Raw genomic sequence first — 14,543 nt, forward strand, 5'->3', positions numbered from 1 at the left:
TCTCTATCCGTTGATAGAGAGCTTTTGTGTTACCAATTACTTATTATATATGTGGTAGTTTAGGCAGATTTAAGGCTTTTTTCTTTTTGTGCTTTGCAGGTGCAAATACTTTGAGTACGCGTGGCAATACTTCAATATCCACAGGCATATCCGGACCTGCATCACCATCCATATTAGTCGATAAATCATCGACGTCAGATAGAAGTTCGATATGAGCTTTTTTCACCGTTAATGTCGTTGTATAACGAGAATTATAGATGGCACCACTGATAATGAGTGGTAATACGCTGAGAATATCGAGGATAAAATATTCCTTGAAGATGATGATACGCATATAACCATCATCTACAGAGGCTTCTGGCATAAAACGTTCAAAGCTAGAGACTACATTGGTAAGTAGGGCTAAAACGAGAGGGGATTTGCAGATGAAATCGTCGTTCTCTGTTTTGATGCGGTACGTGTAGTCCTTTGTAGTGAACAACGCTTGGCCTGCTCGCAAGAAATACGCAAGAGGGCCGAGTATGCTTTTTTCCTTTGGCGTAACTTCATCCACAACCTTAGGAATAACACCAGCTGCAATATTATTGCAGAAATACCGATCATTACAACGGCCGATATCAATGGTTCGAGTTTCATTGATATCGATACGCCTGATAGCTTGTGTTGGATTTTGGTGAATGCCGAGCGCACGAGACATATCATTTACTGTACCAACGGGGATAAACCCAAAGGTACAGGAGAATCCACCTTGGGCAATACCATTAACGGTTTCGTTAACAGTGCCGTCACCACCCATGCAGAATACGGCATCAAACCCGCGCTCACAAGCGTTCTTAGCGAAACGTGTAGCATCGCCTTCACCTCTGGTGAATTTAACCTCAATCGTTTCGAACAAGGTGCTCAATTTCCATTGTAAATCGAGGGCGTAACGGCGCGCTGCACCGCCTCCTGAGACAGGGTTGATGATAATCAAACAACGGCTCATAGTATACTTCCTTACTTTCAAAAATGAGATATAGCTATTATCTATAGTTAAATTGACAGTCTTAATGATGAGTTCTATAATTGTAATGTATGTACTTAATTTCGCACAACATACTGTCTAAGATATGTTGTATACTATATTATACTCATTTTAACCGTTCTTTGAAAGTCTGAAAGCACGAATGGTTAGCAAGGTTTAGGGGCTAGTAATGGGAAGACAAAGTTCAAAAGATAAATACAAATTGTCCGCAGTGGATTCTATCGAAAGATTACCTCTCAGTGAACAAGTATATTTAACATTAAAAACAGCTATCTTAACAGGCGAATTGATGCCTCAAGAGAAGCTTAACGAAGTAAAGATTGCAGAACAATTACAAGTGAGTGCTACACCTGTGCGTGAGGCATTCCGCAAATTGGCTAAAGATAATCTCGTAGTTATCGTTCCTTGGAAAGGCGTTACTGTAAAAGCTGACACGCCAGAAGAAATCGTAGCGCTTTACCAAGTTCGTGAAGTAATGGAAGGACTTGGTGCTAGATTATGTGCTCGTCATGCTACACCTGAGCAAGTACAAGAGCTAAGAACTCTTTGTAAAGAAATGCATGAAATTGAAGATGCCACAGAACGTGTTGATGTGAATAGCCGATTCCATACAATGATTGCTCATTACTCTGGCAATGAACGCATTGTAGATTATCTAGCAGGTTTCCGTGAACGCGTTAATCGCGACATGTACATCAGTTCTTTCAATGCTGTACGTACACATGATTGTGATGACGAACATGATCAAATCGTAGACGCTATTGAACGTCACGACGAAGTTGCTGCAGAAACAGCTATGCGTCAGCATATTAACAATGCATTTATCTTTAAAAAAGCAAATGCAGAAGTACAACATAAAAAACTTAATGAAGTATAATGCCTGCTGATGCAATGGGCATAATTACATATGAGAGGCTCCGCCAATGGCGGAGCTTTTTTGATTATTATTTTGAATATCTAATTCAATTTTCATTTAGAGTATTTAGAGCATCTTGATATAAATTAGTTATCATTTGTTGTATTTAATTAACCGTTGTTTTAGACTATTGGACTAGTTTTCTTTTGTTTGATTTCGAGACGTTCTCTTGGTGTGGTTCAGAAGCTCTAGCCGTTTATAGTGTGATGTTAGGTGCGCATTACAGTTTTTATAATCTACAACACGCAGTCTTACGAGCTGACCTACGTTGATTTGAAAGGCTTGAGCGATTTTAAAAAGAATTTCTAAAGACATGCCTGAGATGCCTGTACCACATTCTAATTTACTTAAATAACTACGACTGATACCAATGTGACGAGCTAACTCTTGTTGAGACATATTTAGGGATACTCGAATGATGGCAATTTTATGACCTAAACAAACATATTGATGTTGTAAAACCGGGTCTTCGTACGTGTTGATCCGCAGTTCGGTGAGCGGTGTAGCCGAGGGGTTCATAGGGACTCCTTCCTTTTCCCTACTCTCTAAATATAGTATACTGAGATTGTTAGCATCTGACTAATATAGAAAATTAGATAATTATCGGCTATTACAGATAATTACACGAATTGTGAAAGTAGTATTACATGTATGCTATAGTAATGTGAGCATAACATCTAGTATGTTATCTTGAGTAGAGGAGGCAATATGGAAAAATACATAGCCGTTGCCCTTGGTGGCGCCATTGGGGCCTTATGCCGTATGGCTCTCGGTGAATGGGTGATGACAAAGGTCAGCTCGTTTCCGTATGGTACGGTAGTAGTAAACCTCGTTGGTTGCCTTATTATCGGTTTAGTCTTAGGCCTTTATATGCAAAAGCCAGATCTACCTCAATGGGCGAGATTCTTCCTCGTTGTAGGTGGGTTAGGTGCATTTACCACCTTTTCAACCTTTGCCTTTGAAATGCTACAGCTTATGATGGCTGAATCCTATGTACAAGCGTTATGGTACGGTGTGGTACAAGTAATAGGGGGCCTAATTCTCTGTTGGGTTGGTATGCTAATAGTGCGTCTACTCTGTACTATGTAAACATATTAATATTGAATAATAGTATTAAATACATTTTGATGTTATATAATAGCGTATTTTGTTATTAATGACTTGGGAGATATTATGAAATCTATTAGAACACAAGATGCCGTAGGGCAAACATTATTACACGATCTCGTAAGAATCGTCATAGGTGAGGTGAAAGACACGCCCTTCCGCCGTGGCCATGTAATTACAGAAGAGGATATTCCTAAACTCTTGGATCTTGGCAAGGAACATGTATTTGTAATGGAGCCGGAAGATGAGGGGTTCTTGCATGAAGAGGATGTAGCTCGTGCTTTATACCATATGGCAAGCGGTGAAAACATGCACGATGGCCCTATGGCACAAGGTAAAATTGAAGCCATTGCGGATGTAGATGGGCTTTTTAAGGTTGATGTAGACCGATTACATGCTATTAATAGCATTGGTGAGTTGACTATTGTAACAAAATTTAATAATACACCTGTGAAAGCAGGCGATAAACTAGCAGGCATGCGTTGTATTCCATTGTTGTTAGAAGAACAACAAGTAGAAGATGCAAAGAAAATTGCTGATGGTAAGCCTTTGTTACATGTAAAGCCATTCGTGCGCAAAACAATGGGTATCGTTACGACCGGCTCTGAAGTATTTGAAGGTCGTATTAAAGATGCTTTCACACCAATCATTGAAGAACGTTGTGCTGAATTTGGTGTTACAAAGGTAGCTCACGAAATTGTAACGGATAATACAGACGATATCGTGGCGGCTATCGACAAGGTGAAAGCAGCAGGCGCAGATATCATTTTCTGCACTGGTGGTATGAGTGTTGACCCAGATGATCTCACCCCAGGAGCGATTAAACGCTATGCAGATCACGTTGTTACCTATGGATTACCTGTGTTACCAGGGTCCATGGTTTGCATTGCTTACTGTGCAGATGGCACACCAATCCTTGGTGTACCAGGTGGTGTATTGTTCAGCAAACCGACTGCTTTTGATGAAATTGTGCCACGCCTCATCGCAGATGATGAAATCACCAAAGAAGATTGTATAGCTATGGGCCATGGAGGATTCTTGGGTTAATAGGTTAATATAACTAGAATAGTTAGAATAACTAATATAGCTATTCTAAGTAATATAGCTAAAGCAAACAATATAACTAGAATAATTAGTATAGCTAATATAATTAATATAATTAATATAGCCAATATAAGGAGATAAGATAAATCTTATCTCCTTATATTGTTATTATACTATTAATTTATAGTATGATGAATTTGATAGAATTTTTATTTATCGATAAAATTGATATTTATATCTATTTTGTTAAAAAAACTCGTTTACTTCATTTAATATTTAAAGTACAATAATAGTTAAGGATAATGATAATACATTATTTAATAATGGACATATTTTATGCTGAGTTTTGTTGAATATATATTATAAATGATAATATATTATCCGTTGTATTTATAATTTTAGATGTAGGGAGGAATAGTAAACGATGAAAAGCAAACAAGTTGCATTATCATTGGCAATACTACTTGCGTTAGGCACGGGAACTGTATTACATGTAGAAGCACAAGGAAATCCGACAGAGTATTCACGTCACTTTGGTGATGAAAACACGGTTACCAGTGACCATAGTTTAGCAGTAGGTTTCAGAAATACGGTATCCGGTTCATATTCAACTGCTATAGGACAGTCTTCTACCGCATCTGGTGAGACTTCACTAGCTATCGGACGAAGTGCACAGGCAACTGCTAATAATACCAATGCTATTGGTCGGAGTGCACGGGCAGAAGGTGAAAACGCTACGGCAATAGGCCATGGATCAGTTTCTTCAGGCCGTAATTCAAATGCCTTTGGTTCATCCGCTAAAGCATCTGCTGAAGCTTCTACAGCGGTTGGCAATAGTACAAAGGCTAGTGGTATTTCAAGTACCGCTACTGGATTTAATGCTGAGGCATCTGGTAATTTCTCTTCAGCATATGGTAATGATGCTAGAGCAAAGGGAAATCGTTCAGTAGCCGTTGGATATAATGCAAAAGCTGAAGAGAGTGCAACTGCTGTAGGTAATAATGCTAATGCTGGTGCTGCAAATGCTGTTGCACTAGGTTCAGGTAATACGATTACTGCACGTGGTGGAGTTGGAATTGGTAGCAGTAATTCTGTTTCTGGCATTGATTCTGGTGCTTTTGGGGTTAGTAATAACGTAGCACAAGCAAATACATATGTACTGGGTAGTAATGTGACGTCGACACAAGGAAATAGTGTTCTCTTAGGCAATGCATCTACCGATAGAGCTGCCACAACAGAAACACAAGCTAATATAAATGGTATTAACTATTCCGGCTTTGCTGGGGTAGGGTCAGCTCGTAACGGCGTTACGAGTGTTGGTGCATCTGGTAAAGAACGTCAGGTGATTAATGTAGCATCTGGGAAAGTATCTTCTGATAGCACGGATGCTATAAATGGTAGTCAATTATATGCAGTAGCAAATACAGTGGGCGGAATTCTTAATAATCACAATACATTAATTCAAAATAATATTAATGAAATCGATAAAAATAAAGAAAAAATTGCCGACAATGAACGAAAATTAAAAGATCATACAGATGTCTTACAAAAACATGAAGATATTTTAAATGGACATAGTCAAGAATTAGAAAAACATAATAAATTAATTGTAAATCATGATAATCAAATTACTCGTTTAACTAAAGAAAATCTTCGTCAAGATGCTGATTTACTTCGTCATGAAGATCAAATTCAAAATCATGACATTCAATTAAAAAATCAAACTGAACGTATGAATAATCAAGAAAAACGTATTGACAATCAAGATAAGCGTTTAGATTATTTAGATAATCGTGTTGATAATCATGATGCTCGAATTGAAAATCATAGTGAGCGTATCGAAAGTCATGAACGTCGTATTGAATATAATAAGACTTTAGCCACAGAAGCATTAAAAGAAGCTAAAAAACATACTAGCATTTCTGCAGGTAATAATGTAACTGTAACTACAAGCACAAATGCTGCTGGTGGTACTGATTACAAAGTATCTGTAGATAAAGTTAAATTTGGTAATGTTTCTTTGGACAATAAAGGTCTAAATAATGGTGGCAATAAAATCACTAATGTAGCCGATGGTGAAGTATCCGCTACATCTAAAGATGCCGTTAACGGTAGCCAATTGTATCAAGCTACTAGCGGTATTAGTAATGGTGTGAACCTATTAAATAGCAAAATAGGAAAAGTTGGTGCTGGTGCGGCTGCATTAGCGGCTATTCATCCATTGGATTTTGATCCTGATGATAAATGGAATTTTGCGGCTGGTTACGGTAACTATGCCGGTGAAAATGCGATGGCATTAGGTGCTTTCTACAGACCAAATGAAGACACTATGTTCAGCGTAGCTGGATCCATGGGTAACGGTGAAAACATGGTCAATGCCGGCGTTTCATTGAAATTAGGTCAAAAAAATGGTGTATCTACTTCTAGAGTAGCTTTGGCTAAAGAGGTTCAAGACTTAAAGGCCATTGTAAAAGCCCAAAATGTAGAGATTCAACAAATGAAGGCATCCATGGGAATGGCACCTCAGTATGACAAGAAAGATGTGAACTTCCCTGATGTACCGGCTAATCATTGGGCTTATGAATATGTAAAAGACTTGGCTGATAAAGGTCTTGTTGAAGGTTATCCTGATGGCGAATTTAAAGGCGATCGCGCAATGACTCGTTATGAGTATGTTGCGATCATTTACCGTGCTTTACAATTGGGTGCTCCAATTGATGGTAAAATGGGGCGTGCGATTAACGAATTTAATCCTGAATTGGCTCGTCTTCGTGACTTGGATCGCATTCGTGTGGATCGAATCTCTGGTAAAGACAATGATCGTCATAAGGTAGAACGACTTCGTGTAAACAATAAAGACAATAAGCAAACTAATGATTACAGAGATGTTTATGGTAGTCATATCGAGCGTAATGCGAAGTAATTACTTGTCATGAATTAACCTTTTAAACTAAAAGGAAGACAACAAAATAGTTCTTGTATAAACTAAAGAAAAAACAAAGGAGGCTGTGATAAACAGCCTCCTTTGTTCAATTAATTGCATTATTGATTGCGTTATTAAAATGATTTTTTACCTAGTGTAGGGTGGCTACAACGTTTTAGCGTTAGGGTATCAATCATATGGACGGCTTCGTCCAATGTAATATCTTCGCGCTTCGTTGGTGTTTCTAGGACTGCTAACGGATGATCCGTGCCCACCTCACCAGAGGGCAAGTATATATATTCTTGGTTGACGGTGTCACCAAAGATATAGCCGGCTTGTAAATGTTCTTTGTGAATGCGACTCATGGTCTCTCCTTAAATAATTTGCTTTAGCTTGAAGTCTAGATAGTCTGCAGATACCAATTCTAGTTTTGTCGTACCAAATTCCTTTGGAATCCGGTTAAAGGAAATTTGATCGTGTAAGTGGCCAAAGATACAGATATCTACCATATATTGCTCCATGAGGTCCGTAAATCCAGAAGGAGCGTTGGATTCGTTAAATGGAGGGTAATGTAGCAACAATAACTTTGTTACAGGAATAGTCTCTATATCTATAATTGAATCAGGTGTTGATGAATAGGATTTTTTAGAATCGGATGATTCTGTTATACAGACCTTTGTTTCCGTCCTGAGTTCTTCAAGTACTTTATGTATTGCCTTATCCATTTCTTGAAGTGCCGCTTCGGTACGCATCACTTCTCTATCGTAAATGGATTGGTCCGTTTCTGGGAAGAAGTGGGAGTCTCCAGGACAGAGGTAGGCACGCGTTCCTCCGAATGCAATAAGGCGCGGACCTTCTTCGGTTTGGATGAGTTCTGCGGTGCCGTGACCTTGTATAAAGGTAATAGCGTCGCCCATGAGATTATGCATCTTGTTCGCCGATGCCCACCAATAATCATGGTTGCCGCGAATCATATATTTTTTACCAGGTAGAGATGCAATTTCTTGTAAATCGCAGGCCGCTTCTTCAAGGCGGAGAGCCCAGCTCATGTCACCTACGAGAAAGACGATGTCTTCATCGCTTACATTGGCATTCCAATGCTCTTTGATGCGGGCCCAGTGATCATTCCAGTGAGGACCAAAAATATCCATCGGCTTTGTGGGAGGATTGCCAGATAGATGGAGGTCGCCGATGGCAAATACTTTCATAAAAATCCTTTCAAATATGTATGGTTAAAACCATATATAAAATTATATATCAAATTATGTACGGTATATGGTTAGAGCTATTTAGTAGCTTGAAAATAAGGCGTAATATCGTGCTTGATTTTAGCAGCTCGTCCCTCATCGCAAGTTTGTGGTATTTTGTATCCTACATAGAGGGGCGTCGTTACATAGCGCGCCACTACCTTGATGTAATCATAGCCGTCCTCAAGATTATATACAAAGTAATTATAGGACTGGCTAAAGTTTGCTACACTATGCAATACATAGCGCAAAATTTGCTGTAGTCGAAGGGCCACAGCACGAACCGGCGCATCTGGTTTGAAGCGAATATTGTACTCAAAGAACCCAATAATCGGATGGGTAGACAAGGTGATGCGGACATCTTGATCCTCGTGCAAGAGCCAACCCTCCATATTTTGGGCCGTAATATCTTTGTGGTAATCGTAATTCTCAAGGCCTATGATTTGGCTGTGAGGATGACGAATAGAGCCACCGGACATATAGCCATGATTCTTGAAGAACAGTACAGATTTGAACTCTTTACGCTGACGAGTTTCGCGCCATTTATCGAGACCAAATTGGAGAATATGGGCGGCTTCGTCTGTAGGTAAGGTAGAAAATTCGCCTTCGTCAGTTTCCGTTTCGATAATGACGGTAGGCCAAGTTTTTTCTAATACAGGATACTTGTTCATGAGCCATATAATATGGCCTGATGTATCGAGAATATCCGTTAATTTGGAACGATCACAGAAGGGACAACGCACTTGTTCATTGCGAATATTGACGGGCTTTGTCCGTCCTAATTCGATATTAAATCTAAGTGGTTTGTTCATCATGTGCCTCCTCCCTTGTAAGAAATTCTATACTCTTAATCATACCACAACTAGCACATTCGTACATGAAATAATGGTATAATAATAGTGTGTTATTTTTGTGACTAAGGAGGCCCTATGAAACCAACGACGCTCGTATTTCCCATTGATGAACAAAATCGTATATTGTTAGGGCGTAAGAAGCGTGGTTTTGGGGCTAATAAATATAATGGTTTCGGTGGTAAACTTGATGATGGTGAAAGCTTCCGAGAGTGTGCTATTCGCGAACTCTATGAGGAATCTGGCCTTCAGGGGAACCCTGAAGACTTAGAATGTGTAGCGGCTTTTGATTTTCAATTTCCTTTTGATGAAAGCTTAACGCACGTGAGTTATGTGTATTTCTTGCGTGCTTTCACAGGCGATGTAGAGGAAACAGACGAAATGGAGCCTCATTGGCTAGAACCGAATCAAATTCCTTACGAACATATGTGGGATGGTGACCGTAGATGGTTGCCGATGTTGTTAGAAGGAAAGAAATTAAAAGGGCCTATTGTGTTTGGTCGAGATAATAATATGGTGGATAAGATGGATTTGACCACTGTTGATACTGTTCTTGAAAGCGAACACTTGGCGCGCATTGATTTGTATATTAATGGCTGATACGTATAGATTATTTGCGTTATATTGTCGAATATAGGTATTCTTTATACTATGCCGACGAATTTTAGTGTATACCTATTTAATTATTAACATAAATTTACTAACATCAAGATGATGGTTTGGTGGATTTTAAAATGTAAAAAGGGGCTATATGACCATGAGAGTGGTAATATGCTCCATAATTTATACTATTTTGAGGTAATATGACTGATAAAAAGAACCCAAAGTGGGTGCCACAGCTATTGGCGTGGTATGATGTGCATAAACGGGAGTTGCCGTGGCGCGATTGTGGGGACCCTTATAAGATTTGGGTTTCCGAGGTGATGAGCCAGCAGACGCGCATTGAGGCTATGAAGCCCTATTATGACAACTGGATGCGTCTATTCCCAACTTTGGAGGATTTGTCAAAGGCCTCCGAAGATGAGGTGGTTCACGCATGGCAAGGGCTTGGCTATTACAGTCGTGCTCGTAATTTACGGCTCGGTGTAAAGGATGTTGTTGAAAATTACGGTGGTATCGTGCCTCACGATCGTAAGACCATGGAGTCCCTAAAGGGCGTAGGTTCTTATACGGCTGGGGCCGTACTATCTATGGCGTACAACGAACCAGAAGCGGCTGTAGATGGCAATGTATTGCGCATCTATGCTCGTTTATATCGCATTTTTGACGATATTTTAAGCACTAAAGGGAAAAAGGCTATTACGGCCATCGTGGAGGAGACCTTGCCTCATGATCGACCTGGGGATTTTAACCAAGCCTTGATGGACTTTGGCTCTGCTGTGTGCATTCCAAAAACTCCACGTTGTGGGGAATGTCCTATTGTAAATATGTGCGCTGCCTATCAACATGAGGATACAGATAAACTGCCTGTGCGCATCAAGAAAACAAAGGTAGTAGAGGTGCCTTTATTCGTGGGCATCTTGAATTATAAAGGCTATTATTTGTTGCATAAACGGCCAAATCGTGGGCTTTTACGATCCATGTGGGAGTTTCCATCTGTAGAAATGGTATCGGCCTTTGACGAAGGAGAACGAGGCCTTGAGGAATTAGTTAAGCCCCTTGGCTTTGAGTTATCTTTGCAACCAGTACTTGTGAAAGAAATAACACATATTTTCTCTCACCGAAAATGGTTTATGAAAGCATTCCGCGGTGATTTAACGTACACAGGGAATGCGAATAATATATCGATTGCAGATATCCAACAGCAATTGCCAAAGGACTGGATGCTCATCAAGCGTGATGAGTTCTCCGACTATGCTTGGGCGGGTCCTCATGGTAAATTGACGGAAATCGCAAAATAATTTGTAGGAGTAATGAATGAGAATTCTATTTAATATTACTTTTTCTGCCATCCTTCTAATAGGGTTGGTAGGATTTTGGGCTCTATTCCTCAACTTGTGGAAGCCCAAAAAGAAATGGCCTGCCTGGGTGGGCTATATAATCATTATCGGTGCGTGGTTTTCTGCTATCCGATACTATATACTCAATCAAGTGGATTTATATGGTACGATGTACTATCCTTTGATGAATATGTTCCGTACCGAAAGCTACGGATTCCTTTTTGGCGTATTTCTAGCGATTCCTGTATTTATCATACTTAGTCTATTATATTGGACAATCAATAAGATTTGGGGCAAAACACCAGAGGAAAATAGAACAGGCCGTCGTGCTTTTTTTAGAACTGCTGCAACTATAGTGCCGTTGGCTACTATCGGTGGTTCTAGCTATGCTGCCTTTGCAGGTCAACAAGAGGTAGTAGTAACTCATGAAAGTTTTGGCTACACGAACCTACCACCTGGTTTGAAAAACTATAAAATTGTACAACTTAGTGATATTCATATAGGACCGAGTATCGACTTAGATGACTTTGATGAAATCCTGAAACTTGCACTTTTACAAAAACCTAATCGCGTTGTTATCACTGGCGACCTTATTGATAAGCTTGCATGGTTGCCGCAAGTCTGTGAAAGACTGACAACCTTCGCAAAACAAATCCCTGATGGTGTTGACTTTATCTTGGGAAATCACGAGTATCATCACGATGTAAATAAGGTACTGGATTCACTTAAACGAAATACACCTATGAATATTCTCATGAATAGTAATATTCAAATCATGGGTGGTAAACAACCTGTATATATTGCGGGCGTTGCGTACGATAACGATCGTAAAAAGGATAACCGAGAAGCCATGATTAACAAAGCTTTATCTGGAATTCCAGACTATGCCTTTGTTATCCTATTGGCCCATCACCCTGAATTCTTCGAAGAATCTATTGAACGAAAGATTCCGTTGACTCTATCTGGACATACCCACGGAGGTCAAATCGTATTCATGGGTATGCCGTTAGTACCAACAGGCACACCATATACAAAAGGTCGCTATGTAGAAGAACAAAGCGTATGCTACGTTAATAATGGTACAGGACACTGGTTCCCAATCCGTATCAACTGTCCACGAGAAATTACGGTTATTACATTCTTTGATGGAGTAGCTTAGTTTGAAAGACAAACTCACTATAGGTATACATTAATGTATATTAAATCCTTTATATATAAAATCCTTATATGTATTATTCTGCTTATGCTATTTGATATCTCTCTAATCTACGATATGACAGCGGATATATATAAGGGATATCTCAAAATAGCAATACTAGTGGCAATTGGATGTCATTTAGATCTATATCTGGAACTTAGTAAACAAGAAATACTGCTAATACAGGCGTTTAAGAATGATGCATTTAACGAGACCTATGAACTGTTAAATACAAAACAGGCTATTCTCATCATATTCTTGATTATATTAATGACTATAAACCTTGTGAATATATAGGTTTTATGTTGGGAGTAAGCATATGTTTTTAAAACTTTATAATTATTTTGTGCGAGTCTTAGTACTTTTTTTACTTATATGTATTCCATATAGTCTTGTCACAAATCCAGAGTTGATTGAAGATGAAGTAGATTTTTATTTCTTTGTTATCGCATATGTTATAATACTTTTGTTTTATGTGGTATGGAACTATATTTATAACTATTTAAGACGTAAAAGAGGGTAGCATTTGTGTGCATTCATTTACCATTAGTTCTGAAATCTATCTTTTTTCGGTGATTGTTTTATATTGGATTATATAAAATACTGCTAAAAACTTTCACCATTATTGGTATCTATATGATAATTAAAAGTATGAAACAGTTTTTAGTTGATGAATTTAGTAAGTTTAAAATTGAAGTAGTAGCGTTAATTCAATATGTAAGAAATCTTAAAACACTTACGATGAATGTGCAAACTTATCTTTCAATAAATATTTTAGTTTTCTTGGGCATAGAAGCAAATATTTTCATGCTTTCTCTTCCTTTTGATAGAATATATAATCAAGAATACTATAATATGTTATTTTATGTAGGGCATACTCTTTATATTCTTTTTGTTTTTATTACAAATTACATGCGGTTGAATTATTATAAAAAGGCTTCTCTTAATTGGTTTAATGTCATTATAATGATTTCTTTAGTAATGGTTTTACTTTTGGGTAAAAGTATTACTATTTCTAGTTCTAATTTTAGCTTTAGAGGCACTACTGACTATATATTGGGGAATGAGGTACTATGGAGCGTAGATACACCTGAGATGTTCTTTCCTTTTCTGATGGGGCTGATACTATTTTGGGCATTTGGAATCGATAAATTGTGGTCTGCTCATAATACTATTGAAACTAATGGGATTATTTTTGATAATAAAGTTATTGATGTGTGTTGGGGCAATAGAAATGATTTAACCGATGGGCAGATCAAGACTTTAAAGTTGTATTATAGTCGTCAGGATACATATCCTTTTTGGGTTGATATCTATAAAAGCATTTTAATAGATAGTTTATGGTTTTATGGACGCAGTACTGTTCGTCAGTGGCATATGTTTAATGTGTTTTTAGCTTTTATTATGTATAATTTTGTTGTAACTTATACTATTGAGCCATCCATTCTAAGATATACTTTATACATTTATCTTACATATACTGTAATTACTATGATATGTAGACGCTTGATGGATACCAATAGTAGTATTTTTTGGCTTATTTGCTTATTTGTACCTTTAGTTAATATATATGTGCTGTATTTACTATATAATAAAACATCTGCATTATATGATCAGGAAAGTAACTCTATTTTTTATTATCCTTTATAACTAATTAACCTCTGCTATGATAGTATCCTAGCAGGGGTTATTGTATTTATTTATAAAATCCAGAGTTTAAATTAGAAATATCATTATTTCTAATGTTAAAATAAAAATGAAATATATGTTGCTCTTATCTTTGAGAAGAGTAAAGTACATTGTTTATTAAAGTATGATTATTATTGTATGTGCTGTAGATTTTTAAATTTATCACTTATAAGCTTAAATATTAATTCAACCGTAGGGAGAGATAATGCTTCAGGATTTGATTATAATATTTGGTATTGTATTCCTCATATACAAATTAGTTACTCATAAAGGTAAGTTTACTTTAACTAGGATTACTGCATTAGGAAGTCTTATAATTGAGGGTGGAATAGTAGTTTTGTTTTATGAATCTGTCACCGGGTTGGTATTATTTTTTTGATAATAGTTTGTATGGGACTTTCTTTGGTTGGAATGTACTTTATGCTTAAAATGATGAGTTTGAAAGTGATAAAGTAGAAAAATATCAGTCTAATTTTAAAGCGGGCGTATATTTTGGGTTATTTTTAGTAGCCTTATGCATATATTTATATGTTTTGACATATTATGAGATATTATACTTTTGCTTGGATTCGTTTAGCGTGAGTTTTTGCAAAGGGTAATCTAG

At 37.7% G+C, this 14,543-nt stretch carries 13 protein-coding genes; 8 read left to right on the plus strand and 5 right to left on the minus strand.

Going from position 1 to position 14,543, the window contains the following annotated elements; translation table 11 throughout:
* Positions 1–43 precede the first annotated feature (43 nt).
* Positions 44–985, minus strand: a complete 942-nt coding sequence (locus HMPREF0874_RS05340) for a diacylglycerol kinase family protein (RefSeq protein ID WP_008602199.1) — start codon at positions 983–985, stop codon at positions 44–46.
* A gap of 208 nt (positions 986–1,193) precedes the next feature.
* Here HMPREF0874_RS05340 and HMPREF0874_RS05345 point away from each other — a divergent pair, with 208 nt between their 5' ends.
* A complete protein-coding gene (locus HMPREF0874_RS05345) occupies positions 1,194–1,901 on the plus strand; it encodes a GntR family transcriptional regulator (protein WP_004694848.1) in 708 nt (235 codons plus the stop codon).
* Between the two features lie 174 nt (positions 1,902–2,075).
* Here HMPREF0874_RS05345 and HMPREF0874_RS05350 read toward each other — a convergent pair whose 3' ends face one another.
* On the minus strand, positions 2,076–2,459 hold the full coding sequence (locus HMPREF0874_RS05350) for a helix-turn-helix domain-containing protein (RefSeq protein WP_039965210.1): 384 nt from the start codon (positions 2,457–2,459) through the stop codon (positions 2,076–2,078).
* Between the two features lie 189 nt (positions 2,460–2,648).
* Between HMPREF0874_RS05350 and crcB the strand changes: the two genes are divergently transcribed.
* The 3 genes from crcB to HMPREF0874_RS05365 all read left to right on the plus strand — a co-directional run bounded on the left by crcB (position 2,649) and on the right by HMPREF0874_RS05365 (position 7,014).
* The gene (gene crcB, locus HMPREF0874_RS05355; RefSeq protein ID WP_008602202.1) at positions 2,649–3,029 is read left to right on the plus strand and encodes a fluoride efflux transporter CrcB; all 381 of its coding nucleotides are present in this window, start codon (positions 2,649–2,651) and stop codon (positions 3,027–3,029) included.
* An 84-nt stretch (positions 3,030–3,113) separates the two neighbouring features.
* On the plus strand, positions 3,114–4,094 hold the full coding sequence (locus HMPREF0874_RS05360; RefSeq protein WP_039965212.1) for a molybdopterin-binding protein: 981 nt from the start codon (positions 3,114–3,116) through the stop codon (positions 4,092–4,094).
* Between the two features lie 421 nt (positions 4,095–4,515).
* Positions 4,516–7,014, plus strand: coding sequence for an S-layer homology domain-containing protein (locus tag HMPREF0874_RS05365; protein WP_008602206.1), 2,499 nt, complete (start codon positions 4,516–4,518; stop codon positions 7,012–7,014).
* A 134-nt stretch (positions 7,015–7,148) separates the two neighbouring features.
* Here the strand turns inward: HMPREF0874_RS05365 and HMPREF0874_RS05370 are convergent, their stop codons facing one another.
* The 3 genes from HMPREF0874_RS05370 to HMPREF0874_RS05380 all read right to left on the minus strand — a co-directional run bounded on the left by HMPREF0874_RS05370 (position 7,149) and on the right by HMPREF0874_RS05380 (position 9,073).
* Entirely contained in the window at positions 7,149–7,379 is a 231-nt protein-coding gene (locus HMPREF0874_RS05370; protein ID WP_008602207.1) for a hypothetical protein, read from the minus strand.
* Between the two features lie 9 nt (positions 7,380–7,388).
* Positions 7,389–8,222: a metallophosphoesterase gene (locus HMPREF0874_RS05375; RefSeq protein WP_039965213.1), complete on the minus strand. Its 834-nt coding sequence runs from the start codon at positions 8,220–8,222 to the stop codon at positions 7,389–7,391.
* Between the two features lie 77 nt (positions 8,223–8,299).
* Positions 8,300–9,073: a DUF4931 domain-containing protein gene (locus tag HMPREF0874_RS05380; protein WP_008602211.1), complete on the minus strand. Its 774-nt coding sequence runs from the start codon at positions 9,071–9,073 to the stop codon at positions 8,300–8,302.
* Positions 9,074–9,190: 117 nt separating this feature from the next.
* On the opposite strand from HMPREF0874_RS05380, the gene HMPREF0874_RS05385 reads away from it, so the two are divergent.
* The 4 genes from HMPREF0874_RS05385 (at position 9,191) to HMPREF0874_RS05410 (ending at position 13,900) form a co-directional block, all read left to right on the plus strand.
* The gene (locus HMPREF0874_RS05385) at positions 9,191–9,712 is read left to right on the plus strand and encodes an 8-oxo-dGTP diphosphatase (RefSeq protein WP_008602212.1); all 522 of its coding nucleotides are present in this window, start codon (positions 9,191–9,193) and stop codon (positions 9,710–9,712) included.
* Positions 9,713–9,915: 203 nt separating this feature from the next.
* Positions 9,916–11,013, plus strand: a complete 1,098-nt coding sequence (mutY, locus tag HMPREF0874_RS05390) for an A/G-specific adenine glycosylase (RefSeq protein WP_008602214.1) — start codon at positions 9,916–9,918, stop codon at positions 11,011–11,013.
* A 16-nt stretch (positions 11,014–11,029) separates the two neighbouring features.
* Entirely contained in the window at positions 11,030–12,211 is a 1,182-nt protein-coding gene (locus HMPREF0874_RS05395) for a metallophosphoesterase (protein ID WP_008602216.1), read from the plus strand.
* A 690-nt stretch (positions 12,212–12,901) separates the two neighbouring features.
* Positions 12,902–13,900 carry a DUF805 domain-containing protein gene (locus tag HMPREF0874_RS05410; protein ID WP_232197515.1) on the plus strand — a complete coding sequence of 333 codons (999 nt, stop codon included), beginning with the start codon at positions 12,902–12,904 and terminating at the stop codon, positions 13,898–13,900.
* The last annotated feature ends 643 nt before the right edge of the window (positions 13,901–14,543 follow it).

Origin of the sequence: Veillonella sp. 6_1_27 (genome assembly GCF_000163735.1) — a bacterium.
GTDB classification, from domain to species: Bacteria; Bacillota; Negativicutes; order Veillonellales; family Veillonellaceae; genus Veillonella; species Veillonella parvula_A.

Coding starts and splice junctions, on each gene's coding strand:
- HMPREF0874_RS05410 (WP_232197515.1), top strand. CDS start 12,902: ATGAAACAGTTTTTAGTTGATGAATTTAGTAAGTTTAAAATTGAAGTA.
- HMPREF0874_RS05350 (WP_039965210.1), bottom strand. CDS start 2,459: ATGAACCCCTCGGCTACACCGCTCACCGAACTGCGGATCAACACGTAC.
- HMPREF0874_RS05395 (WP_008602216.1), top strand. CDS start 11,030: ATGAGAATTCTATTTAATATTACTTTTTCTGCCATCCTTCTAATAGGG.
- crcB (WP_008602202.1), top strand. CDS start 2,649: ATGGAAAAATACATAGCCGTTGCCCTTGGTGGCGCCATTGGGGCCTTA.
- HMPREF0874_RS05340 (WP_008602199.1), bottom strand. CDS start 985: ATGAGCCGTTGTTTGATTATCATCAACCCTGTCTCAGGAGGCGGTGCA.
- HMPREF0874_RS05365 (WP_008602206.1), top strand. CDS start 4,516: ATGAAAAGCAAACAAGTTGCATTATCATTGGCAATACTACTTGCGTTA.
- mutY (WP_008602214.1), top strand. CDS start 9,916: ATGACTGATAAAAAGAACCCAAAGTGGGTGCCACAGCTATTGGCGTGG.
- HMPREF0874_RS05375 (WP_039965213.1), bottom strand. CDS start 8,222: ATGAAAGTATTTGCCATCGGCGACCTCCATCTATCTGGCAATCCTCCC.
- HMPREF0874_RS05385 (WP_008602212.1), top strand. CDS start 9,191: ATGAAACCAACGACGCTCGTATTTCCCATTGATGAACAAAATCGTATA.
- HMPREF0874_RS05345 (WP_004694848.1), top strand. CDS start 1,194: ATGGGAAGACAAAGTTCAAAAGATAAATACAAATTGTCCGCAGTGGAT.
- HMPREF0874_RS05370 (WP_008602207.1), bottom strand. CDS start 7,379: ATGAGTCGCATTCACAAAGAACATTTACAAGCCGGCTATATCTTTGGT.
- HMPREF0874_RS05380 (WP_008602211.1), bottom strand. CDS start 9,073: ATGAACAAACCACTTAGATTTAATATCGAATTAGGACGGACAAAGCCC.
- HMPREF0874_RS05360 (WP_039965212.1), top strand. CDS start 3,114: ATGAAATCTATTAGAACACAAGATGCCGTAGGGCAAACATTATTACAC.